Raw genomic sequence first — 23066 nt, forward strand, 5'->3', positions numbered from 1 at the left:
AGTAGACAATATTCGGGCGGATTTCCCCCGCCGCCCACGGGTAAAGAGAGACTTTGCAATGCAGCAAACAAAAAAGCGCAGGAACAACTAAATCCATAATTGGATTCAATCATTCCCGCGCCTGGTATCTCCAAGGCTTCCAGCCCTGGCAGTATGATGGACTGGGGTACTTGTCAATATTCTGTTTGCCTACCACTATTCTACCAAATGGCAAGGGGGTATGCAAGCGAAAGTTCAGGTTTTATCAGGTATTCCAGCATTTCTATTTATCACTTTCACAATATAAAACAGGGGCCAGTAATACTCAAATGTGAGTAAAACCGGCCCCTTAATATTATTCCTCGCTGTTCCTTCGCTGTTCCTTCATGAATATGTACGCCTTGAGAAACTTTCCTTCCCGGTTCCCGGACACCCGCCAGCTTTTCACCCCTGGGTAAAGCTTGTCCAGAATGCGCTGCAGCTCCTCCGGGCGTTCATAGGACACCTTAATCTTTACTGACAAGGGCAACACCTGCTTTCATGTCCTTGAGCTGTTCCCGAAGTTCTAAAAGCTCTGTCATGGCTTCATCGTAGCTTTTCATCATCTTGTTATAGCGATCCTCGGGGATCATGATTACTTTCTGCATTCTGCTGCCTCCTTCCTCCTCTGCTCTGCTTTGGCTGCTTTCATGCCCTGCATATAGCCATAACGAAAACCATTGCATACCGCATGAAACCAATCATCGGATCCATCATATAATTCTGCTATCTCACCCGCACTAGGGATATAACGCTTATTAATTTTTCCCACCATGCTTTCAGCCTTTTCGATAACGCTTTTTCTTGCCAAAATACACAATCCTCCTTTTGACTTTCTGGCCGGATTATGCTACCCTGTAATTGCGTGAGTGTAGCGGCCTCCGGCTGCTCTGGCCCTGTAGGAAGTTCCCGCTTCCCATGGGGCCTGTTTTTAATAGTTCCCACCAATGCACCCGGTGTTTGTCTGGATCCCTGCCAGATAGTACGCCTTAAGCATCTCAATAGCCTGTTCCTCGGTGTATCCTTCCTGTGCCGCGATCACGATCAATTCCGACTGGCAGCGCAGCCAGGAACGGAACTGCTCTTTGGGATCCGGTCTCTGGTATCCATATGCCATGTTATTCACCTGCCTTTCTCTTCGCATTATCATTACAAGTTTCCTTAGCAAAAGTAGAGTAAATGTAATCTTTATGCTTTCTTATATCCAAAGAGTATCTTTTGCCCCCATAAAACATTTCTGTAGTTGCTTCTTCCGGATAATCATTGAACAGTTCATCTTCTAACTGGCTTTTTAAAACATCCATCTTTTTTCTCAAGCGTGTTATCTTATCTGTAAATGCTGCTCTGTTGCAAACGATACAAGACCAACCCAACAACTGATCTACGGTTCTAACAATCAGTGCCAATTCTTCGTAAGCTTCAAATGTTCGCTTTTTCATTTACTTTCTCTCCTTTTTTATATGGAAATATGGAATTTTAAGTATGTTTTTTCATTAACTCCCCGGGAGAAAATGAAAATTTTTGTTAATGAAATTTGAGATTCATTTTTCCATTTTTCCATTAAATCAGGAATATGGCAATTTGAAATTCGTCTGCAAGTCATAATCGAATATGCATTCCTGCCCAATATACGGCTCAATCTTTACCAGATCTTCCATATCCTTTTTAAGCGTACCTCGACTGCACTGTTTATAACCGTTTTCTCTTGCCCACTCCTTATATTCTTCATATACCGCTTTGAACTTAGTCCTTGCGCCTTCTGCTGCCACAAGGCATTCTTCCAGGAACTGCTTTGTAAGATTACTTTCATCCCGGTACTTGTCAAACAGTGCTTTTGACTTCTCCGGCATCTGAAGCTTTCCTGCACGGTCCAACATCCGATACCCCTCATAACACCAATTAAATATACCGCTTATATTATCCGGCTCTAAGAATTTACTTTTCAATCCACTATCTCTGCTCTGCTGATCAAAATGTGCATTAAAGTTTAAAAGTATAAGCCTGTCACTGGAGAAAATAGTATCGTCCAGTATCTTCGGCAGGAAATTGGTATTAATCACTATCTTGAAATTCGGCATAAATACAAATGAATTTTGTCTTAGAAACCTTGCTTTAATTGGGTCCCCGCCTGTTAAGGTCTTCACCAGATCAGAATTAAGCACCATATTTTCACCCGGTTCTGAAACACATACATATCTGGCCCCCGCCAGGCTTGCTATGGATTCATTCGGCGCCTCACTGTTACTGTAAAAGTTTTTGATTGATAGCGATTCTGGATTCAGTACTTTGGCATAGTCTCCATGCATCTTCATCATGGTGTTATTAAAGGTTCCTTTGCCATTTCTGGTTGTTTTTCCATACAGCATGAAAAAGCATTCAAACCTTGTGGAACCGGAAAGGCAGTATCCGGCTATCATCTGCAAAAGGCTTATACTTTGCCTGTCAGATTTCATTACCTCATCCACATATTGTTCCCATCGTTTACATCTGGCAGATTCCTTGTAGACTACTTTTGATATCTGCGTAAGGAGATCACCTGGCCGATGTTCCTGTAGCTGCCCGGTCCTCAAATTAAATGTCCCGTTCTGGCAATTATAAAGTTCCGGCCTGTTATCAAATTCTGAATATTCTATCAGATACACAGACTGCGCATCTTTCACTAACTTCTCTCTTACATTAAAACTATTGAATCTATTATAGTATTTTACATATGCCTTTCTGGTTTCATCATCTGGAATTTCACTGGATTTCTGGATAGTCGAAATTGCAAATTTTTTAGCCAATCTCTTAGCGAATATGCTTCCAACATCCTTTATCCAAACTTTTCCATTGTAATAATAATACACTCCCATTTCACGAACGAATTTTAGTTCATTTTTGTACATGTCAGCATACAATTTTGAACTACCGATATCCGTCAGTGGATAATCCATAAAATTGTCTAATACAGTCCCTTCATCCACTTTGGAGTGTATTTTGGCTTCATTGGTTCCACTTCTCGCTGCTTCCGTTGCTCCTCACCTTCTTTCTGTCCCTTTTCCCAGTCCTTCGCACACTCCCCGGCGTACCAAGTAGCCACGCCCTCCAGACTGCCCTCATACTGCTTTTCACACTCGCCCACCACCATATCATAGTATTCTCTTGCCCTGCTGCATCCGGCAGCCTCCAAGGCCTTGGTCACCTGATCCGCAAATCCGGGCCACGTCAGATCATAGCCATAGACCCGCTTAAAAAATCCTTTGGTCAGGTTCATGGAAGGGCTTATGCTCTGGACAAGCTGCTCTTTGCTTGCCGCCGGCTCATGAGCTGCATATTCCCGGCAGAATAACCCGCCAAACATTCCAGCTTGTTCCGCCTGATCCATCCTGGCCATCAGCTCCGCAAGTTCCCCATCAGTTATGGGGCGGCGTTTGTCCAGATTCAAGCCCCTGCCTCCTGATCTCCTGCTTTAAAGCCAAAAAACCGTTCCCTCACATAAGCTTCAGGAACCTTTCCCCGGATCGTAAGGTAGCCCTTCGCGTCAAGCTCCTGGTTCATCTGGCGGATATATGCATAGGCTTTACTCTCGCTCACGCCCAGCACTTCCATCATTTCTTTTGCACCGTACATTTGGCACATACTATAAGCTCCTTTCTGTTGCGATATCGCAACGGTTGTAACGTTACAACTTTTCACTTCCTACCGTCGCAGAACGCGACACTTTCCCGATCGGGAACACGGGACAAATGCCCGCGGTTGATATGATGGGCTTCCTCGCCCATTCCTAAAGCCCCGGCCCGGCGCTTTACTCAATAATTTCTTCTGGTTCTACTTCTAAAGCCTTGGCAATCTTGCCCAACAGCTCCGGGCGGCAGTTTCTGCCGTTCATCACTGCCGACATGGTTTGACGAGAAATACCCGCCAGACCGGCCAATGATGCTTGATTGATGCAGGCTTTAGCCATGAGCAATTGAATCTTTCTAGTGTTCAGTCTCAAGTCATCCCCTCCCTTCTCCTTGCATATGCAAGCTTTTTCTTTATTTTACTTGCATATGCAAGGACTGTCAAGTACTTTTGCAAGATTTTCTTTACAAACGCAAGATTTTGTGTTTTACTAATAATGAAGGGAGAATATTGCATATGGGATTAGGAACTAAATTAAAAAAATTATTATCAGAAAAAAATATGACAGTTGCTGAACTTTCACGCTTAACTGGTGTATCTACTAATACGCTCTATGCGGTTATACGACGAGACAGTGACAAAATGAGTGGAGACGCACTTATAAAAGTATCTAAAATTTTAGAAGTGCCAATATCATCACTTCTTGCTGACAACCAGTTTATGTTGATGCTGGATGATGATGGAAATTTCCATAATATAGACGAAAATGCCACAGGGTTAGAACCTGCTAAAAATGAATCTTTCCGATATTTGCAAAAAGTAATTAGTGAGAATCGCGCAGAGTTAACGCTTGAGCAGAAACAAGAATTAATTAAAGCATTACTATCTAACGAATAAAGACCATCTAAAAACAAGATATTATACATTTTCAGATATAATAATCCTTTTACTCAAAAATGAGTAAAATATCTTCCCTCTCATTCCTAAAGCCCCGGCCCGGCCAGAATGAAAGGAAGACGAACAATGCCAGTATACCAAGATGAAACTACAAAAACATGGTATGTGAAGTGCTACTACACAGACTGGACCGGCGCCAGGAAACAGAAGATGAAGCGCGGATTCACCCGGCAGCGGGACGCAAAAGCCTGGGAGCGTGTGTTCCTGGAGCAACTGCAGGGTGATCCTGATATGACGTTCCGCTCCCTTTATGAGCTGTATTTAACAGATATCCGGCAGCGCTTAAAAGCTTCCACCGTCACCGGACGGATCAGCCGATGCGAGCATAATATCCTGCCATATTTTGAAAACAAACAAATAAACCGCATAACACCAGCGGATGTACGGAAGTGGCAGGGCGAAATCCTGTCCAAGAACTTTAAACCCACATATCAGAAGACACTTAATGAGCAATTGGACATGATATTTAACTTTGCAACAAAATATTATGGTCTCCGTAAAAACCCCTGCGACATGACCGGCACCATCGGCAGATCCAAGTCCGGGCGAATGGATTTCTGGACAAAAGACGAGTTTCAGCGTTTTATAGAGTGCGTACCAGATCCGCAGTGTAACCTTGCCTTTCAAATTCTGTTTTATACCGGGTTACGCTGTGGGGAACTGCTGGCCCTGGTTCCAGGTGACATTAATTTAGATAGTGAGACCCTGACAGTAACTAAGACATTCCGGCGGGAACATGGGACTGACGTTATTACCTCTCCCAAAACGGAAAACAGCATTCGTACAGTAACGCTCCCCCCATCACTGGTAGAACAGCTTAGACAGTATATTGCCCAGATATACGACATAGCGGCATGGGGGCGGCTGTTCCCCTTTACACGCTCAAAGTTGCGGATTGCCATGGAAAAGGGCTGCACAAAATCCGGCGTGAAGAAAATACGCATTCACGATATACGACATAGCCATGTTTCTTTATTGATTGATATGGGTTTCCAGCCCCTCCTGATTGCGGAGCGTATCGGAGACACTGTAGAGATGGTAAATGATATATATGGTCACCTGTACCCAAATAAGCACAGGGATCTTGCTGCCGCCCTGGATTCCATAGTATCAAAGTAGTATCAGAGCATAGGAAAAAGCCGGAGAGTATTGATTTATCAGCACTCTCCGGCTTGTCTTCTGTGTCGCTCCCCTGTTTGGCTTTTTCTCTTGCTAATCCTGCGTTTATATTGATTCCCTGCTGCATACCGCCAAATCCCAATGTCCGCCGCAGTATGGTCCCCGCGGAGCATTTTTGATTTCACAGGACGCACTTTACGATAAAAAAAAACAGCCGTCCGCCTCGCCAGGCCAACGGCTGCTATCCATCATGCTCTTATATTTTCATTAAAACATGCTCACAATCTTCACCGGAGAACGGTAATTCCAGTTGGATACCTTGATCCCGGTCTTATATGTGGAAGCGTGGACGATCTGCCCGTTGCCAATATACATAGCTACGTGGTTGATCCTGGAGCCGCTTCCGTAAAAGATCAGGTCGCCCGGCTGCATCTCGCTGGAGCTGATCGCCCTGCCCTGAGTAGCCTGAGAGCCGGAGGAACGGTTCATGCTGATGCCTGCGCCGTTCTGCATCACGTATTTTACAAAGCCGGAGCAGTCTGCACCGGTATGCGGGTCGTTGCCGCCCGCGCGGTAGGGACCGCCCACAAACTGCAGCGCATAATTGACCAGGTTCTGACGAGCACCGGCTGCTGACGCCGCGGCTGCCTCTGCCTCTGCTGCCGCAGTCTCTGCCGCCTGCTTCTCAGCCAGGGCCTTCTGGACCTCTAAGTCCGGACCAGTCTCTGCGGTAACGTCCTCCTCATCCGGTACAGTCAACACCTGAGAAACAGTTGATGCCGCTTCTGCCACCGGCTCCGCATGAGAAACCATCGGCGCTGTCCACATCATCGTTCCTGTCATCACGGTCACTGCTGCTATGTATAATACGGAATTCTTCATATGATCACTCCAATTCATTAATATTTCTTTTCCAAAATGTTACGCAATTGTTAAATATGTTACGGGCTTATTATACACACTACGGCTGTCCCCGTCAAGTATCCTTACCAATTGTTTACATTTTGTTAATAATTGGAATGATTTGGTAATATTTCTATCGTCCGGATCCCCGGACAAACCACATGATCACAATCACCAGGCCGATCACCGGAAGAAGCGGGATCACCAGGCTCAAAATCCCTGATACCACCGTGATCACCAGAGTTACCACAGCGATCACCAGCACCACTCCCAAAAGCTTCCAGTACCACTTGCTCAAATCGTAATAATGGACCTGGTTCCTGTTCTGGTAGGTCTCCTCGCTTCCGCCCTCGTAGCTCCTGCTCTCCTGAGAAGTGCGGTTGTAGGAACCGAACGGATGATATTCCTCGAAAATGCCCTCCCCGGCCCCCGGCGTGGTGTCCACGATCGTCCTGGCGATCAGGCGCGGGTCTCCCAGCTCCTCCATAATATCCTTCTCCGAACGGCCGTTTCCCATCTCAGTCCGGATGTAATCACTATAGTAATGCAGGTTCTCCCGCACCACCGCGGGCGGCACATTCCCGGAAAGGGAATTCTCCAGTCCCTGTAAAAAGTCTTCTCTGCTCATTCACTTCTCCTCGTGTCCTAGTCGGCCTGTTCCTTGATATCGCCGCGGCGGAATGCATCCACCAGCTGTTTTAAATCGTCGATCTGTCCGCTGAGTTCCTTCCCCTTATCCGTGTGGGAAACCATGACGCGGTTCTTCATCTTCTCCACGATGGAAACCCTGGGCGAACTCTCCTGCTCCGGGTTAAAGGGCTTGTGCTCCGCCAACGCCAGGTGGCGGGAATTGTAGATCAGCGTATATCCGGCTATGCCTGTGTGCTTCTGGTATGCCTTGGACAAGCCTCCGTCGATGACAAACAGCTTGCCGTTGGCCTTTACAGGGGTCTCGCCGTCCTTGATCTTTACCGGAACATGGCCGTTGATGATATGGGCGCCCTGCCTGCACAGGCAGAAATCGTCCAGGATCCGGTCGCACACCTCTTCCTGCTGGCTCAGCTGATAGTATGGGTTCATATGCTCTTTGTGGGTAGCCCTGTCCGCCACAAAATAGTGTTCAAATGTGGTCATACGGTCTTTTCCAAATACCGGCGACTTGGCTCCGCACCATAAATACCACATAAAATCACGGGCCTGTTCTTTCTCCGGGTGGTTCTCCTCTAAAAAGTATGCCTTATGGATCTGCTCTCCGATATAGTCCATCAGCGCCCGCCCGGACAACGGCTCGCCGTCGCAGATCATCTCCTCAAAGCTGCCGTCCTCCCGCATGGGGATGCAGCCGTGATACATGAGATTGCCGTTGTAGCACTTATAGAGCGCCCCATGGGAATAGAGGAAACGGATATGCTTGTGCAGCAGGTCGCTGTGCTTGAAGGAAAGCACCAGCGTGTGTAGAAGCTCCTCCTCCTCCTTTGTCAGCTTCAGCGGATGGCGCGGGTCGATGGTAGGGAAGGTCATATCCAGCATGGGATATTCCTTTCCCTCGATCATCACGGTCCCCTTCTTGTAATCCACCGCCTCCAAAAGAAGCCGGTCATCCATCTTGTAGCCCGGATGCCGCTTGATGATCTGGCCCTCCACTTTAAACTGCAGCACCGCAATGGCCTTGTGCATCTTGGCCGCCAGCCCCGGATCCACCGCGTCGTAAATGTTCTGATCCAGGATCTTCGGCGTAAACTGTGCGCAGGGATCGTCCCGGTATACCTTCGCCGCAAACATGGACAGCGGGCGCAGATTGATGCCGTAGCCGTCCTCCAGCACATCAAAGCTGTTGTAGCTGATGGCAATGCGCAGCACATTGCAGACGCAGGCCGGATTGCCTGTGGCTGCCCCATCCAGGAGATATCGTGGTTGCCCCACTGGATGTCCACATCATGGAACTGCATCAGCTCATTCATGATGATATCCGCCCTTGGGCCCCGGTCGAAGATATCCCCGATAATATGCAGGTTGTCGATCGTCAAGTTCTGGATCAGCTCACAGAGCGCCACAATGAATTTGTCCGCCACCTGGGTCTCAATGATGGAATGGATGATCTCCCCGTAGTATACCCGTTTATTCTCATCATTATAATCTACATGCAGCAGCTCGTCGATCACGTAGGCGAACTCTTTCGGCATTTTTTTGCGGACCTTGGAGCGGGTGTACTTGGAGGAAACCTCCTTGCAGATCTGCACCAGACGGTTCATGGTGATCCGCTGCCAGTCCTCCGTATTGCGTCCCTCCTGGGTCAGCTTCGCAATATTCCGGTCCGGATAATAGATTAAGTTCGCCAGCTCCACCTGAGCCTCCTCCGGGATAATATGCCCGAAGGTCTCCTTGATCTTCTCTCTGATGATACCGGATGCGCTGCGCAGCAGATAGATGAACGCCTCATACTCGCCATGCAGATCGCTGAAAAAATATTCCGTCCCCTTGGGCAGACCGCAGATCGCCATTAAGTTGATTATCTCACTGGAAGCCGCCTTCACGCTCGGATATTCCCGGGCCAGCAGCTTTAAATATGCCAGATCCCTCATTATTTTTCCTCCCCGGTTGCTTTTCTAATAGAAATATAGTAACATAATCTCGGATAAATGAAAAGTTCTAATCTACAGACAAAGGAGCATGTTTTATGGAACAGTTATACGTATTTGGCACCGGCAACGCGGCTGTCACTCATTATTACAACACCTGTTTCGCTATCCGGGACGAGGAACAGTTTTTTATGGTAGATGCCGGGGGCGGCAACGGTATCCTTAAGATCTTAGAGGACATGAAGGTCCGCTATGAGCAGATCCACCATCTTTTTGTCACACACGAGCACACCGATCACCTGCTGGGTGTTGTCTGGATGGTGCGTTTCATCGCCACCCGGATGAAAAACGGCTCCTACGAAGGCGATTTAAACATCTACTGCCATGACGGCCTGGTATCCACCATCGATACCTTCTGCCGCCTGACGCTGCAGGGCAAGTTCTACAAGATGATCGGGGACCGTATCCATCTGATCCCGGTCCATGACGGGGAGACCCTGCGCATTCTGGACTATGACGTGACCTTCTTTGACATCCAGTCCACCAAGGCCCGCCAGTTCGGTTTCACCACCGTCCTGAGAAACGGAAAGAAGCTGACCTGCGCCGGGGACGAGCCGTACAACGCCCTGTGCGCCCCTTACGTGGAAGGCAGCGACTGGCTGCTGCATGAGGCGTTCTGTCTTTACGGGGAACGCGAGAAGTACAAGCCCTACGAGAAGCACCACAGCACGGTCAAGGACGCCTGTGAGCTTGCAGAGGAGCTTCACATCTCCAATCTGGTATTGTGGCACACGGAAGACAAGTCCGTGGGACAGCGCAAGGAGCTGTACCTGGCGGAGGGCCGTCCGTATTATCATGGGAACTTATATGTGCCGGATGACGGTGAGATCCTGGATCTGTGATCTGGCAGACAGAACTGAACTTTTATGAATATTATCATGCTTCCTCCCATATGCTTTATTGAAACATATGGATTGAAAATGGGAGGTTCGCCTGATGAAACTGAAGAAATTTATTCAGAACACCGCCACAGCTTCCGGCGGTGTTCTCTTTTTGATTGGAACGGAAGTGGTGGTGCTCTTCGTGCTCCTTGCCGCACTTGTCTATTCTGCGTCCTCCGGGCGCTGTTTCCCCGGCTTCTTTGGAACAGGAGCAGCCGCACAGACAGCCGCCAGCTCCTCCAACGCTAAAAGCTTCATCAAATGGGTGGACTTTGATGTGACAAATGAAGCCCTGCGCCAGGCGCTCCGCTACGACGTGGACAGCTACGGAAAAGAGCCGCACTACAACTGGGTGGAGCTTTTAGCTTATCTTGGCGCCCGTTACGGCGGGGATTTCTCCAAATTCCGGGAAAAGGATATGGATGGGCTGGCGGCAAAGCTTTCAGAAGGCGCCACCATGGAGGAACTGACTGCGGATATGAAATATTATCCATACTATCTGGAGGCTTACGGCGCAGTCCTAAATGGGATGGTGGGTGTCTATGAGGTCCAGATCCCTGATGAGGCCACAAAAGAACCTGTCTGGGTCACCAAGTACGGACTGAAGGCATTCTCTCCCATTGCCAAAAATTATCCATATAATGATTTTGATGATTTCGGCGTAGCGCGCAGCTACGGGTTTAAGCGGGAGCACTTGGGACATGACCTCATGGGGCAGGTAGGGACTCCGGTGATCTGCGTGGAATCCGGTTACGTGGAAGCCATCGGCTGGAACCAGTACGGCGGCTGGAGGCTGGGCATCCGCAGCTTTGATGGGAAACGCTATTATTATTACGCCCACCTGCGAAAAAACTATCCCTATCACAAATCCCTGAAGGAGGGCAGCATCGTCCAGGCAGGCGATGTGATCGGTTATATGGGCCGCACCGGTTACAGCCGCACGGAGAACACCAATAATATTGACGAATCCCACCTGCACTTCGGTATGCAGCTGATCTTCGACGAATCCCAGAAGGAAGGGAACAATGAGATCTGGATCAACTGCTATGAGATCACCAAATTCCTGGCCTTAAACCGCGCCGAGACAGTCAAGAACCAGGAGACCAAAGAATATTACAGGGTATGGCAAATGAAAGACCCCGCCATTCCTGGCGGGGCCGTGGAGCAGAATATCAGTACCGCTCCTTCACTTTAATCCGTTTTCACTGATCCATCATAACCCAGAATTGTGCCGTCCGGGGTCGTTGTGTCCTTGAGCATCGCCCCGGAATCGTCACAGTAGTAACGCTTTCCTTCCCAGTCGATCCAACCGGTCTTCATATATCCGTTCTCATCGAAGAAATACCACTGTCCCTTGATCTCTTCCCAGCCGTTTTTCGTATAGGTGCCGTCGCTGTGCTGATACCACCAGCCACGATCATCACTCTGCCAGGTGCCGCGCACCGGCATTCCGCCGGCATTGCCGGTACGGATCGCCGTAGCCTGGTCCGTGGTCAGACTGATGGTCTCTGACTCTCTCCACGGGCCCTTTTTCTCCTGGTTCACCTTGTTGACCGGGCGGACCTTGACGTAATAGCTGCCCGCGCGGGTCATCATATCCTGAAGGTTATAGTAAGCATTCTTCGTAGTCAGGACGCTGGCCCCGATCCCGTTGCCGTTGCGGTATAAGCGCACTTCGTAGCTGCCGGCTCCCCGCACGTCGTCCCAGATCGCATAACCGTTGTTGGTCAGTGTGATCTCGGTCTGCTCTCCCACGGTCTCTGCCAGGGAGGGAAGCTTTACAGTCAGCTTCAGGGTCTCAGAGGAATCCTGCTTGGTCGCTTTCACATAGGTGGCCCCGCTCAGCTTCACCGCGCTCGCTGTCGTCAGAGAGAAATAATATCCGTCATCCGCCTTTAAATAGATGGTGATCTCCGGCACATCATCCGCTGTCCACTCAAAGCCCACATTCTCAATGTCGTAATAATCAAAGGAACACTTGCTGCTCCTCACTGTCACCTCAATATTCTCTTCCCCGTATTTCGTCTCCGGCTCTATCTCCGACTCAACAGATATGTTCACCGAGCTGATCTTTTTCCTGCTTGCCGCCATGGTGGGTATGGCCGCCATACCTGCGATCATGATAGCCGATACCAACAGGCAGGTCAGTTTTTTTCCATGTTTCACGTCAATTCCCCCATTCTGTTACTTTTTGATCTCTGCATCGCTTGCATGCTTTCACTCTATTACATTGTTGCGATACTGTCAAGTGAGTTTCCAAATTTGTAAAATTCCGAGCAAAATTGTAAGAAACAGCTTTTATTTCCGTAATTGAAACATAGAAATAGCAGGATCTGTATTTTTGACTTAATGGTGTCCGCCGCAATGATGACTGCCGCAGTCATGCCCCGTGGCATGTCCCTCATGGTCGTGATGGTCGCACTTCACATCAGGGTCATAGCTTAAGCTTCCGCCAAGAAATGCATCTACAGCCGCATCCGCATCTCCAGAAGCGCCGCCGTACAGTTCGATCCCGGCCTCCGCCAGCGCCATCCTCGCACCGCCTCCGATCCCGCCGCAGATCAGAGCGTCCACCTGATGTTCCTTCAAGAAACCGGCCAATGCCCCATGTCCGCTTCCGCTAGTGTCCACGATGCGGGTCCCGGCTACCCTGCCGTCCTGTATCTCGTATACCTTAAACTGTTCCGTGTGTCCAAAATGCTGGAAAATCTGTCCGTTTTCATAGGTTACTGCAATCTTCATCTCTTTCTTCCTCCTGATATCAATCTCCCGGTCTGTCAAAAATCCATGGCAGCAATGATGGCGGCGTCTTTGTCCGCAGCCATCCGCATTCCCATCACAGAGCACATAATCGCCTCCGTCTATATGGAGCTTCCGCTGAAGGACCAGGCACCCGGCAAGCTTGCCTCTGGCGCTGTTGTAGATCGCCTGTGCCGTTGTCCGCGCAACCTCCATCCGCTCCGCGCACTGCTCCTGCGTCATTCCTTCCAGGTCGATCAGACGGATGGCCTCAAATTCATCCAGCGTCATGACGACCGCCGGGAGCACATCCGGCTGATGGTCTTCCTGGGTCCGCAATGGCCCAAACCAGCTATAATCCGGTTCTGCACAGATCCGGCGACGTTTACATGGTCTTGGCATGGTATTACCTCCGGGTTTTTATGGCATATGCCATTTATTTTCTATTATAATCCATTTACGGCATATGTCAATAACTGATCGAGAGAATCTGGTCAGTCGAGATCTTCCGTCAGATCAATCCCACCTTTCCACAATTGAAACGGCATTCCCTTTTTATAAATTTTGTCTGTATTATAATGTGCGATCTGATTGTTTTTAACATGGACCGGGAGCTCCGATATCCCTAAAACCGGCAAAAAAATACAATGGTAAGTGTCTTTCAATGAAATATTGAGTTCAACCGTTATAAGCGGGTTTCCAAGGTTACTTCCATAAGTTCTTTTGACACTGAGGCTTTCTATATTGGCAGAGGAATACCCTAACTCGCTCATGTTCGCATAAAATTCCCGTTCCATTGTTTCCCGGTAATCATCAGCATATGAATAGTAGGGAAGCATCTGTCTTACCTCATCATCCATATATTCTGCCGCCGTTTTCAATTTTTTCAGTTCTACAGAATACATTCCCAGGTCTACCATGACCGCCATAAACATAAGCAGCACAATGATTCCAAAGGCGCCAAAGACCATAACGCTGCCGTCTTCATTCTCCGCTATGTTTTTCAAGGCATTTCTTAAATTCATATGCTGTCTCCTATCCATAGATTGAAGGCGGAAGATTATATATATAACGTCCTTCTGTCCTCATTTCAATGTAGTCAGCTCCGTCTCTGCAAAACAGCCACTCTCCAAGAGGCGTGATGGGCTTGTAATGATAGACCATATCAACTCTGATATCAGCGGTATGAAGCTCTATTTTTTCTGTAGACCGCTTCAGATTCCATGCACCGCCGCCGCCCTTTGGCATCTGGAGCGATTCTGCGTTGATATACCAGCCGCCTTTCATTGTGTAAGAAAGCTCCGCCTTGTCAAGCACGGTGACGCTATCCTCAAGACGCTTTTTGAACTCGGCCTTACTGTCATAAGCTGCCATGAAATAATTACTGCCAATGACGTCACCTGGAGCCGGGTCTGTGAACGCATACCACCCGTCGTACTCATCAAAACTCCAAAGGGATTTCTCCTGGGCAGTCAGCCAGGAGGGTTTCCGTCCGTCGCCCTCGCCCACCCAGTCGCCAGGTTTTACCGGTTTCGACCAGTTAATCCAAAACGGCTTCTGCACATTGTGGCCTACCACCGAGGCATACTGATTTAAACTATACTTGCTGGTCAAATACCAGGAGAACTCTATGCAGCCCATAATAATCAGGATCAGGATCGGAAAAATCAAAATAAACTCAACCATTGCCTGTCCCGACTCGCGGCATGCCTTTCTTTTCATATCAATCCGTATCATCTTCTTCGTCTTCCTCCAGCTTGTAGCTCTCATTTTCCAGAACCTTCACAGCCATGGAATGAGAAGTCATTTCCATACTGTTATCTGTATCCATGAATATGATTTTGCCCATAGGAGTCAGATAATCCACCTCATAGGTTATGGTCAGGCCTGTTTTCAGGGTTTTGCAGTACATCGGCACCTTCCAGTGTTTTTTCTCATTTAGCTTCCAGATATACTCAAAATATTCGTACGTCTTCACCTGGGTAGTAGACGAAATCGACATGGAATCTATATCAAATTCCGGGAATGAGTTACGGATATACAGCTTCATATATTCCTCTGCATCCCCCGGATCCGATTTTGAGTTTGCGTGTACCGCCGTATCCGTTAAGTCAAACAAGCTGGTGTAGTTGTAGATCAGCCATCCGGTATCTGCCACGCCGCTTAAAAACACAAGCAAAACCGGAAAGACCAGTACAAATTCCACCAGTCCCTGCCCGCGTTCATTTTGAAAAAACCCGCGCTTTATTTTATTCACCAAACCTCTCATATCGGCCCTGCTCCTCTATATGATAACAAAATTCTCCGTTCTTCTCATCATATCCATACCAGTCGGCAAAAGACAGGCGGAACAGATGGCCGCGTACCTTTTCAATATTCAAATGATGGGATACCGCATGGAGGTAAACCCCCGCATTCGAGATATCTCCCACCATCAAAACGCCTTCCAGCACACCGTCTTTGATGATCAATTTCCGGTAGGACCCGCGGCTGCGCCGCACCAGGACCTCATAACGCTTCTCATCCACCCTTGTCTTCCCCGCCGAGAACATGACTATCCCATAAAAATTAGCCATGTTTTTATACTGATAAAAATCCGGGTTTTCTGCACCTTTCCCGCACATATTAGCTGCAGCTATTTTCCCCATGCGCTTTGCGTCTGGCCATATGGCAGAGAGCCCTGTTACATCCCCGGCAGCATATATGTCAGGGGAACTGGTACGCATCTGTCTATCCACTTCCAGCCCTTTATTAACATGGATATCCGTTTTTTTCAAAAATCGGCTAAGTACCGTATGTATATGATAATTCATATACAATGCCTGGATACTCGTTCCGTCCAAAAACTCCATTCTCGGTTTCACACTGGTTGCCGCTACGACAAAATCACACGGGACATCTGTGCCGTCTTCCAGAATCACGCTGGATATCCGCTCGTCATCATCCAGAACGGAATCCTTTACCTCCGCGCCCAGCATGATTTTGCAGCCGGCCCGCTCAAAAGCCTGCTTATACAGCTCAGATACGTACTCGTCAGTCTGAAGCGGCATAAGGTAAGGCTCCTTCTCGATCAGCGTTACTTTACAGCCTCTTTTTTCCAAACCATAAGCGGCATCCAGACCGATCAGCCCGGCTCCGATCACCACAACCCGGATGCCCGGCTTTGCCGTCGCTCTCAAAATCTTATCCGCATCGTCCATGCCGCGAAATCCCAGAACGTTTTTCGCCTCTCTGAAATTGGAGATAGGAGGAATGTAGTAGGAAGCCCCTGCCGCTATCAGAAGCTTATCATAGGGAATCTGCCCCCCATCCTCCAGAACCAGCGTATGGGCAGTCTCCTGGATCGATACCACCCTGCGCCCTCCTAAAAACTGGATTCCCAGCTCTGCAAAAAAGCCATCCCGAATAAACTCCATCGTCTCCACTGTGCGCTCTCCGCTCAGATATTTATGCAGCATACAGCGGGAATAAATGTGTTCCTCCATGGAGATCACCGTAATTTCTGCACTCTGTTCCAGCTTCCGCAGTTCTTCCGCAGCGGATATCCCCGCTGCGCTGCTGCCAATTATCACATATCTCATGCATCCACCTCCTGTACATAAATAGCTTTTACAGGACATGCTTTCACACATTGCGGTTCCTTCTCTTCTGTATCCCGGCAGAAATCACACCGGACAACCCGGTCTAAGGCTGCGGACGGTTTTGGATGTCCGTACCGGCAGACCATAACACACATGAAACATTTAGCACACGCCTCCTCATTGTATGTAACAAGCCCTGTTTCTCTGTCCTTCACCAAAGCTTTGCTCATGCAGGCATTTACACAATCCGGGTCGCTGCAGCACCGGCAGAAAATTGGATAATATTTCGTTTTTCGCTGCTCCACTCTGTTTCTGGGCGGATTCTCCGGGTCTGCGGCATTAAATGTACCCGGTATCCGGGGATCTCTGTGGGCATTCATACATGCAATACTGCAGTTTAAACAGCCTGTGCACAGGGATGCGTCAATCATAATGCGTTTCATCTTTTTCTCCTATATGTTGAGGGCTTTTCTCTTCTGCATAATAACTTCTTCCAACTGATCCGCGGCAGCGATCCCGTCTCCCTCAAGAATCAGACGGCCGCCTGTGATATGCTCCATCTGTTTTGTGAGCACCTCAACAGCCAATGGGCTTCCCTCCACAAACGGCGCCTTTCCAAGATGGAGTGTAAGTCCCAGCGCCAGGCCATAGGCGCCGTCAGCCAAAGCCTGTTCCTCCAGCCATTGGGCCGCGGAGAGCACCAGCGGCAGTTGGGAAATATCAATTGCCAGTTCACCAGCCAGTTCCTCAGCCACCATCTCCAGCCTTCCAATGGCAAGGCAGGAACCAAAATTCAGCACCGGCGGAATGCCAAGGGCGAGACAAACCTCCTTCAGGGATTCACCTGCCAGTTCAGCGGCGCCAGCTTCCATCAGGCCGCAGTTGGAAAGCCCTCCGGAGGTACATCCTGCGCTCAGGACGAGAATATCTTTCTTTATGAGTTCACGGACAAGCTGTTCCGTCAGCACATCATGGCCGCCGTCTAAGCTGGAACACCCCACCACGCCTGCAACGCCCTTTACTTTTCCGCTGATAATAAGCTCAAGCAGCGGTTTCCAGGTGCCGCCCAAAAACTTTTTCAGCGACAGCTCGCTTAAGCCAGCCAGGCTCTTCCGGTTGCCGTGATGTTCCAGCAGCCGTATCTCCACCTTGCTTCTTCTGGCCTTATATCGGTCTGCTATCTTATTTAGTATCTTTTTTGCATCCTCATCAGCTGTCTCAAAGTTATAGGGAATTAACTCCGCCGTTCTCTTTTTCGCCATTTTGTCAATGCAGATTTGTTCTACATCCAGTATGGAGCAGAGATTCTCTATACCGGGCAGTGTACAGTTAAACTCAGATATCACCCCGTCAATCGCCCCGGTAGACAGAACCGCCTCACTTACAAAATTGTTGCCTGCCGTTCCCGCATAGACATCCCGATACCGGGCCTTCCTCTGCTGCATATCCTGTCCCACACAGGTACAGCCCACAATCCGGAATCCCTTTGCGCCCGCTCCCACTGCAACAGCCTCTCCCTCAGGTGATGACGCCGCCTTCATGATCTGGGCAAAAAGTGTTTCCTGATGCCCCGTCACCATAATATTGATGTAGTCAGGATCGATCACCTGCAGACCTACCGGCGCAAAGTAGATCTCCGGTTCGCCAATCAGAATATCATTGATCAGGTTCGACAGCTTCAGTCCGTATATTCCTGTGGAAATCCCCAATCTCAGACAATGCAGAAGCATATCCTCCGGATCGCTGGATAAGTTGGTGGATGTTTTAACCGCTCCGTCAAATACCTCCGCCTTTGCGCCGCCGGGAAGAATGCCTGTATTTTTCCAGACCTCGTACCGCTGCGGCAGACTCAGCTCCCTTATGTTATACATGATACTGTCCGGCTCCCGGTAAAGGTCTTCTTTTATGGTATCTGCTATCTCCATTGCCGTCTCATATATATTTTCCCGTATCTCGACTCCAAGAATAGCGGCCAGACGTTCCAATGCCCTGACACTCGTAAAGGTTCCTCTTGCAAGGGCCGTTTTCTTCAGGTTTTTGGCCGCGTTCTCCACCACATGGATATAACAGCCAGAACCGCTCGCTACCGCTCTCAAAAAGCTACGCACCACAATTGTGTCGGCGTCGGCGCCGCAGACTCCCCGCTCTCCTCCTGGGACAATCCGGCATGGCCCGTTCGCACAGAGACGGCAGCATGTTCCCAGAAGGCCAAAACCACATTTTACAGACTGTCCTTCTGCTCTGTGAAATGACGTTTCGTAAGGCAGTTCCCCAATATATTCCTCAAGCTCCTTATCCGCGCTCGGGCAGATATCACATCTCCATTGTTCTGTCTGCTGACTCATAAATTCCTCCGTTTTATCTTTGTCACAGGACTTCTTTTCCCTCATCAATCCTCACTGTGCCTTCTTTTATATTCTTTTCTTCCTGTTCAGCAGCTCTCACCACCACAGAGGAAGCCCGTTTGAGGATCTCCTCGATACGTTCTTTTTCTGAGATTCCCTCGTCCTTTGGCATTGGTACACTCTGGATTTTTATCACCTTGCTGTTTTCAAGAGAATCACATTTTTTCCGAAGCTCCTCCAATTCCTTTTTCACACGGTACAATTCTTCCCTGTCTTCCTGCCGCTCCCTCTCTGCAGTGTAGGCGCGTTCCATATAGCTCAGATTGGCCTGCTCCTGTGCCAGCTTGTCTCTCTTCACCGCAAGAAGCTGTGTCTGGAACTCATCTACTTCCCGGCGCAGGATATCATTTTCGGCTTCTTTCTGTTCAAACTGCTCTAAAATCTCCTCAAGAATCCGCCCGGTCGATTCCATCTCGCTGTTTAGTGCATGGTTTTCATTTTTTACATTGGCATATCTGAGTCTGGCTTCCTTTAACTCTGTCTGATTTTCTTCATACTGGGCGGAAAGCCGCTCCAGCTCCTGGCTGATGTTCTTCATACTGGATATCTGAATTTCCAGACTCCTCTGCTGCTTCTCCATGGATTCACAGTAAGTCGTCAATTCTTCCAGCTGGCTGCTTAAGGAGGCGATCAGGGACATACTGCCCTCCCCGTCGGATATCGGGACCGCAGAAAACTGCGCCTTTTCCTCATTGAGCCGCTGAAGCTCCATAAATGTCAGCTCATACTTCTCTTTCATCTCCTGATACTGATGCTGCCAGCGTTCTGCTGCCGCCTCCAGAGAACCAATCTTTTTATTTTTATCCTTTTCAATGCTCAACTGCTCTTTTAATGCGGCGCAGTCCTCCTGGTACTGCTGTTTCCAGTGCTCTGCTTCTTCCATCTGCTGTTTCCACTGCTCCGCCTCTTTTTTCAGTACATCTATTTTTTTGTTTTTTTCCAGTTCTTCTCCCAGTTGTTTTTTCAGAACAACTCGCTCATTCCAGACGCGTTCCTTTTCCTCGCTCAGCTCCTTCAATCGATAGTCAAAGCTTTCCTGCATCCAGTGTATCATTTCTTTATAAGTGCTTACGACTTCGTTTACCTTTTTTTTGGAATATCCGCCAAAAAGTACGCTCTTCAGACTTTCCTCCAGCTCCGCCTGTTCGTACTCCCGGCGCATCTCGCTCAACTCATCTGTCTTAACAGGTTCTTTTCGATCTTCCTCCAGCATACTCATCTGCCGCCTCCTTTTCCATCTGCCATTTCCTGCCCGCTGCATTCCAGCAAAAGCTTTGCAGATAATCTGATATTTTTTGACTGTTCCTGATGTATTTCCAAAACATGGGCTGCCCCTTTGCACAGCTTTCCACAGCGCCACGGTTTGATAACTTCCATATCCACAACCATAAGGTCCTTATCCAGATACACTGCGCAGATCGGAAAGCGCATAAAGCATGTATGGATACAGGATACCTTTTTCAGGAAAAGCCCTTCCTCCATTCCAATCCTGCTTCGGCCCATCAGTCCCAGAAACCGTGTCCAGAAATGATCCGCGACCGTAACATTTTCCAGGAACAGTCCGGCTCTATCACCGGTCTTTATACTGTATTTCATTCTGCTCACCACCTTAAAACATCGACATCATCTTGGGAATAGCCGGACCCATAATGATGATCATCATAACCGGAAATATGAAAACAGCCAGGGGCAGCAGCATTTTAATGGGAATTTTCTGAGCCTTTTCTTCCGTTTTCATCCTTCTCAAGTTTCTTATTTCTTTGGCCTGTGCATTCAATATATTTTTAAGTGAGATCCCCAGCTCATCCGCCTGGATCACCGCTCCTACAAAAATACTGATCTCGTCAAGCCCGCACCGGTAAGTCATCTCCTCCAATGCCGTCCTCCGGCTCTGTCCCAGTCCCATGGAACGCACTGCCACCTGAAATTCCTCCACCAGCGGTCCCTCGCACTGTTCTGTGATATACTGCATCGCCTGGTTAAAACCCAGACCGGCCTCTACGCTGATACTCAGCAGATCCAGGAGCTCCGGAAACTGCTTTCCTATCTTTTCTTTTCTTCTGGCGGCTTTTCCTGACGAACTAAAACGCATCAGCGCATAAAAAGTATATACACCGATACCGGCGCACAGAAGCATATTGCCTCCCGTTGCAAAACCGTAATATACTCCAACCAGCCCCCCTCCTCCCATCAGCAGGAACTGGAGTGCAATATATTCTTCCGGTTTCATATTCAATCCGCTCTGATACATCAGAAGGGAGATTCTTTCTTTATCCCGGGCGCTCACCGGAAGGACCGCCCCGATCCGGGCGATCAGGCTGCCAAGTACTGATCTCAAAGCTCTTGTAAGGAAAAAACCTTTGTACCGTTTTCCTGTCTCCCTGGTATCCTTTCCCAACCGTTCCACCGCGTTTAACTGTGCCTGAAGCGCCTCGCTCTTTCTTCCTAAAAGGAACAGTACCGTGCAGTAGATACAGATTCCCGTGCTCAATACCGCAATCAAATCACTCATATTCTATTCCTCCAGCGGTCTGTGACGGCTGCTCATCTCATCCTCCAACAAAAACAGCCATCTATTTTCAGACAGGTTCTTGTTCCAGGTTATGTCCACATACCGCCACTGTCCTTCCAGCCATACTTTGTTCCACGCATGCCCTTCACCGTACACAATCTCACAGTCCAATCCTCTTTTCGTACAGAGAGCCTGAAAAATCCGGGTGTAACCATTGCATACCGTCTCCCCGGTCTTGAGCGCGCTGTATACATTGATATTTCTTAAGCTGTAATCATACTCAAAATGGTCGTATGTCCACTGATAAACTTCCATCGCCTTGTCATAATCACCCTGGGCGTTCATACCGGCAGCCACATCTTCCAGCATTTTTTCAGCCGCCCTCTGCTCCCTGGCAGCCTCCTGCGGCTTGTCCGTATAGACGCTGAGATAATATTTTCCCGGTTTGTCTGTATATATCGTATAACACACCTTCACGGAAACACTGCCATAATAATATTGGTTATAGAAATACCTGGCAAAATCTTCTACTTCCTCCTGGCTCAAAAAAACAATCTCTGTTTTTATGTATCCCGGCCGACAGTTCTCATTTTCCATAAGCTTTATAATGGTAGCGCCCGCCGCCTCATAACTGATTCCAGAACTGCCGTCTTTCGCCAACGTTTCCGCCGGTATAAGGGCCAGCATCAGAATACATAATAATACGCCTGCCATGTATCCTGCCAAGGTATTTTTTCTCATAAAACCCCACACCAACCGGCTCCTCCTTAGATTTTAATATTGACGATTTTGCGGATTACAAAAAATCCTGTAAGCTCCATCACAAATGATATAGTCAGCAACAATCTGCCAAATTGGGTCGTATAAAAGGTATTCATATACTCCGGGTTTAGCATAGTCATAAAAATCAGCGCAACCACGGGCAACAGCCCCAGGATCAGACCCGACATTCTTCCCTGGGCAGTCAGCGTCTTCAGGCTCTGACGGATACGGATACGGTCTTTAATCGTATCCGATATATTATCAATTACCTCCGACAGGTTTCCTCCCACCTGCTGCTGAACCTTAATTGCAGAATTGATCATCTCCATATCGCTGTTTTCCATGCGCCTGGCGATGCCGTCTAAAGCGCTCTCCATGGACGCCCCATAGCTGACCTCCAAAAGCGCCGCTTTGAATTCTTCCGCTATCGGATCCGGCATGTCCGTGCTGACCCGTTCGATCGCCTGGCGGAAAGAAAAACCGCTCCGCAGACAGTTGCTCACCGTCATAAGCGCATCCCCCAGCTGTCCGGAAAACTTTTCCAGCCGTTTCTTCCGAAGTGTTTTTACCACGGCTGGAGGCAGCGCCGTACAGACAACAAGCACCAGCAGCACCACCTTCAGTCTCCCCGTCAGGAAATACGCCAGCAGCGGCGGGATCATGATCAAACTGCTCCAGAGTATCAGATACTCCTGTCCGCTCATCTGTATCCCGGAGCCCTCCAGTTCCTCCCGCAGCTTCTCAGATATATTAAATCCTGTTAACCTTTTCTTTTTTTTCTTCTGTACCTCTCGATTCCCGGCGTCCCCTTTCCTGCCCATCGCCTGGATAAAATCAAGCTCTTTTTCCAAATTGCTCTTTCCGTTGAAAACCACCCGCAGCAAGAACAGGCACAGTGAGAATACATAAACGCCGAACAACAGCGATAACAGCAAAATCTCCATGAC

Annotated in this window: 28 protein-coding genes and 1 pseudogene; 4 read left to right on the top strand and 25 right to left on the bottom strand. The window is 48.7% G+C overall.

Annotated features, from left to right (window positions below):
* Window positions 1-334: 334 nt before the first annotated feature.
* The 9 genes from AB1I67_RS21635 to AB1I67_RS21675 form a co-directional block, all read right to left on the bottom strand.
* On the bottom strand, window positions 335-502 hold the full coding sequence (locus tag AB1I67_RS21635) for a hypothetical protein (RefSeq protein WP_367032374.1): 168 nt from the start codon (window positions 500-502) through the stop codon (window positions 335-337).
* Window positions 486-626, bottom strand: a complete 141-nt coding sequence (locus AB1I67_RS21640; RefSeq protein ID WP_367032375.1) for a hypothetical protein — start codon at window positions 624-626, stop codon at window positions 486-488. Before AB1I67_RS21640 ends, AB1I67_RS21635 begins: the two co-directional genes overlap by 17 nt.
* Window positions 614-829 (bottom strand): hypothetical protein, encoded by a 216-nt coding sequence (locus AB1I67_RS21645; RefSeq protein WP_367032376.1) that lies wholly within the window; start codon window positions 827-829, stop codon window positions 614-616. The genes AB1I67_RS21640 and AB1I67_RS21645 overlap by 13 nt, the downstream gene beginning before the upstream one ends.
* Before the next feature lie 120 nt (window positions 830-949).
* The gene (locus tag AB1I67_RS21650; protein WP_367032377.1) at window positions 950-1135 is read right to left on the bottom strand and encodes a hypothetical protein; all 186 of its coding nucleotides are present in this window, start codon (window positions 1133-1135) and stop codon (window positions 950-952) included.
* A gap of 1 nt (window position 1136) precedes the next feature.
* Window positions 1137-1457 carry a hypothetical protein gene (locus tag AB1I67_RS21655; protein WP_367032379.1) on the bottom strand — a complete coding sequence of 107 codons (321 nt, stop codon included), beginning with the start codon at window positions 1455-1457 and terminating at the stop codon, window positions 1137-1139.
* A gap of 126 nt (window positions 1458-1583) precedes the next feature.
* Window positions 1584-2951 (bottom strand): phage/plasmid primase, P4 family, encoded by a 1368-nt coding sequence (locus tag AB1I67_RS21660; RefSeq protein WP_367032381.1) that lies wholly within the window; start codon window positions 2949-2951, stop codon window positions 1584-1586.
* 8 nt (window positions 2952-2959) lie between these two features.
* Complete coding sequence (locus tag AB1I67_RS21665) at window positions 2960-3442, bottom strand: hypothetical protein (protein ID WP_367032382.1); 483 nt, start codon at window positions 3440-3442, stop codon at window positions 2960-2962.
* Window positions 3439-3636 (bottom strand): transcriptional regulator, encoded by a 198-nt coding sequence (locus AB1I67_RS21670; RefSeq protein ID WP_367032384.1) that lies wholly within the window; start codon window positions 3634-3636, stop codon window positions 3439-3441. The genes AB1I67_RS21665 and AB1I67_RS21670 overlap by 4 nt, the downstream gene beginning before the upstream one ends.
* A gap of 166 nt (window positions 3637-3802) precedes the next feature.
* Complete coding sequence (locus tag AB1I67_RS21675; RefSeq protein WP_367032385.1) at window positions 3803-3994, bottom strand: helix-turn-helix transcriptional regulator; 192 nt, start codon at window positions 3992-3994, stop codon at window positions 3803-3805.
* A gap of 143 nt (window positions 3995-4137) precedes the next feature.
* On the opposite strand from AB1I67_RS21675, the gene AB1I67_RS21680 reads away from it, so the two are divergent.
* The gene (locus tag AB1I67_RS21680) at window positions 4138-4518 is read left to right on the top strand and encodes a helix-turn-helix transcriptional regulator (protein WP_367032386.1); all 381 of its coding nucleotides are present in this window, start codon (window positions 4138-4140) and stop codon (window positions 4516-4518) included.
* Between the two features lie 126 nt (window positions 4519-4644).
* Window positions 4645-5697, top strand: a complete 1053-nt coding sequence (locus tag AB1I67_RS21685) for a site-specific integrase (RefSeq protein ID WP_367032678.1) — start codon at window positions 4645-4647, stop codon at window positions 5695-5697.
* A 267-nt stretch (window positions 5698-5964) separates the two neighbouring features.
* Here AB1I67_RS21685 and AB1I67_RS21690 read toward each other — a convergent pair whose 3' ends face one another.
* The 3 genes and pseudogenes from AB1I67_RS21690 to AB1I67_RS21700 all read right to left on the bottom strand — a co-directional run bounded on the left by AB1I67_RS21690 (window position 5965) and on the right by AB1I67_RS21700 (window position 9182).
* The gene (locus AB1I67_RS21690) at window positions 5965-6579 is read right to left on the bottom strand and encodes a C40 family peptidase (RefSeq protein ID WP_367032388.1); all 615 of its coding nucleotides are present in this window, start codon (window positions 6577-6579) and stop codon (window positions 5965-5967) included.
* Window positions 6580-6733: 154 nt separating this feature from the next.
* Window positions 6734-7228, bottom strand: a complete 495-nt coding sequence (locus tag AB1I67_RS21695) for a DUF1700 domain-containing protein (protein WP_367032390.1) — start codon at window positions 7226-7228, stop codon at window positions 6734-6736.
* Window positions 7229-7245: 17 nt separating this feature from the next.
* Window positions 7246-9182, bottom strand: a pseudogene (locus tag AB1I67_RS21700) (fructose-1,6-bisphosphatase).
* Window positions 9183-9277: 95 nt separating this feature from the next.
* On the opposite strand from AB1I67_RS21700, the gene AB1I67_RS21705 reads away from it, so the two are divergent.
* Together AB1I67_RS21705 and AB1I67_RS21710 are read left to right on the top strand one after the other, a co-directional pair.
* On the top strand, window positions 9278-10081 hold the full coding sequence (locus AB1I67_RS21705; RefSeq protein ID WP_367032391.1) for an MBL fold metallo-hydrolase: 804 nt from the start codon (window positions 9278-9280) through the stop codon (window positions 10079-10081).
* A gap of 94 nt (window positions 10082-10175) precedes the next feature.
* Window positions 10176-11315 carry a M23 family metallopeptidase gene (locus AB1I67_RS21710; protein WP_367032393.1) on the top strand — a complete coding sequence of 380 codons (1140 nt, stop codon included), beginning with the start codon at window positions 10176-10178 and terminating at the stop codon, window positions 11313-11315.
* Here AB1I67_RS21710 and AB1I67_RS21715 read toward each other — a convergent pair.
* From AB1I67_RS21715 to AB1I67_RS21775, 13 genes are all read right to left on the bottom strand, one after another.
* Window positions 11312-12286 carry a hypothetical protein gene (locus AB1I67_RS21715; protein WP_367032395.1) on the bottom strand — a complete coding sequence of 325 codons (975 nt, stop codon included), beginning with the start codon at window positions 12284-12286 and terminating at the stop codon, window positions 11312-11314. The two genes, AB1I67_RS21710 and AB1I67_RS21715, sit on opposite strands and share 4 nt — an antisense overlap.
* 180 nt (window positions 12287-12466) lie before the next feature.
* Window positions 12467-13261, bottom strand: a complete 795-nt coding sequence (locus AB1I67_RS21720; RefSeq protein ID WP_367032397.1) for a NifB/NifX family molybdenum-iron cluster-binding protein — start codon at window positions 13259-13261, stop codon at window positions 12467-12469.
* A 92-nt stretch (window positions 13262-13353) separates the two neighbouring features.
* Window positions 13354-13884 carry a Tad domain-containing protein gene (locus AB1I67_RS21725; RefSeq protein ID WP_367032399.1) on the bottom strand — a complete coding sequence of 177 codons (531 nt, stop codon included), beginning with the start codon at window positions 13882-13884 and terminating at the stop codon, window positions 13354-13356.
* 10 nt (window positions 13885-13894) lie between these two features.
* Window positions 13895-14596, bottom strand: a complete 702-nt coding sequence (locus tag AB1I67_RS21730) for a TadE/TadG family type IV pilus assembly protein (RefSeq protein ID WP_367032401.1) — start codon at window positions 14594-14596, stop codon at window positions 13895-13897.
* The gene (locus AB1I67_RS21735) at window positions 14583-15128 is read right to left on the bottom strand and encodes a TadE family protein (RefSeq protein ID WP_367032403.1); all 546 of its coding nucleotides are present in this window, start codon (window positions 15126-15128) and stop codon (window positions 14583-14585) included. Before AB1I67_RS21735 ends, AB1I67_RS21730 begins: the two co-directional genes overlap by 14 nt.
* Window positions 15109-16440 carry an FAD-dependent oxidoreductase gene (locus AB1I67_RS21740; RefSeq protein WP_367032405.1) on the bottom strand — a complete coding sequence of 444 codons (1332 nt, stop codon included), beginning with the start codon at window positions 16438-16440 and terminating at the stop codon, window positions 15109-15111. The genes AB1I67_RS21735 and AB1I67_RS21740 overlap by 20 nt, the downstream gene beginning before the upstream one ends.
* Window positions 16437-16883: a 4Fe-4S dicluster domain-containing protein gene (locus tag AB1I67_RS21745; protein ID WP_367032407.1), complete on the bottom strand. Its 447-nt coding sequence runs from the start codon at window positions 16881-16883 to the stop codon at window positions 16437-16439. The genes AB1I67_RS21740 and AB1I67_RS21745 overlap by 4 nt, the downstream gene beginning before the upstream one ends.
* Window positions 16884-16892: 9 nt before the next feature.
* Window positions 16893-18785, bottom strand: coding sequence for an anaerobic carbon-monoxide dehydrogenase catalytic subunit (gene cooS / locus AB1I67_RS21750; protein WP_367032409.1), 1893 nt, complete (start codon window positions 18783-18785; stop codon window positions 16893-16895).
* A gap of 22 nt (window positions 18786-18807) precedes the next feature.
* On the bottom strand, window positions 18808-20064 hold the full coding sequence (locus AB1I67_RS21755; RefSeq protein ID WP_367032411.1) for a hypothetical protein: 1257 nt from the start codon (window positions 20062-20064) through the stop codon (window positions 18808-18810).
* Entirely contained in the window at window positions 20061-20441 is a 381-nt protein-coding gene (locus tag AB1I67_RS21760; RefSeq protein ID WP_367032413.1) for a DUF192 domain-containing protein, read from the bottom strand. The genes AB1I67_RS21755 and AB1I67_RS21760 overlap by 4 nt, the downstream gene beginning before the upstream one ends.
* A 13-nt stretch (window positions 20442-20454) precedes the next feature.
* On the bottom strand, window positions 20455-21357 hold the full coding sequence (locus AB1I67_RS21765; protein WP_367032415.1) for a type II secretion system F family protein: 903 nt from the start codon (window positions 21355-21357) through the stop codon (window positions 20455-20457).
* Between the two features lie 3 nt (window positions 21358-21360).
* Window positions 21361-22098, bottom strand: a complete 738-nt coding sequence (locus AB1I67_RS21770; RefSeq protein ID WP_367032417.1) for a transglutaminase domain-containing protein — start codon at window positions 22096-22098, stop codon at window positions 21361-21363.
* Between the two features lie 26 nt (window positions 22099-22124).
* Window positions 22125-23063: a type II secretion system F family protein gene (locus AB1I67_RS21775; RefSeq protein WP_367032419.1), complete on the bottom strand. Its 939-nt coding sequence runs from the start codon at window positions 23061-23063 to the stop codon at window positions 22125-22127.
* Window positions 23064-23066 lie beyond the last annotated feature (3 nt).

It is taken from the genome of Clostridium sp. AN503 (assembly GCF_040719375.1).
Lineage (GTDB): Bacteria > Bacillota > Clostridia > Lachnospirales > Lachnospiraceae > Brotaphodocola.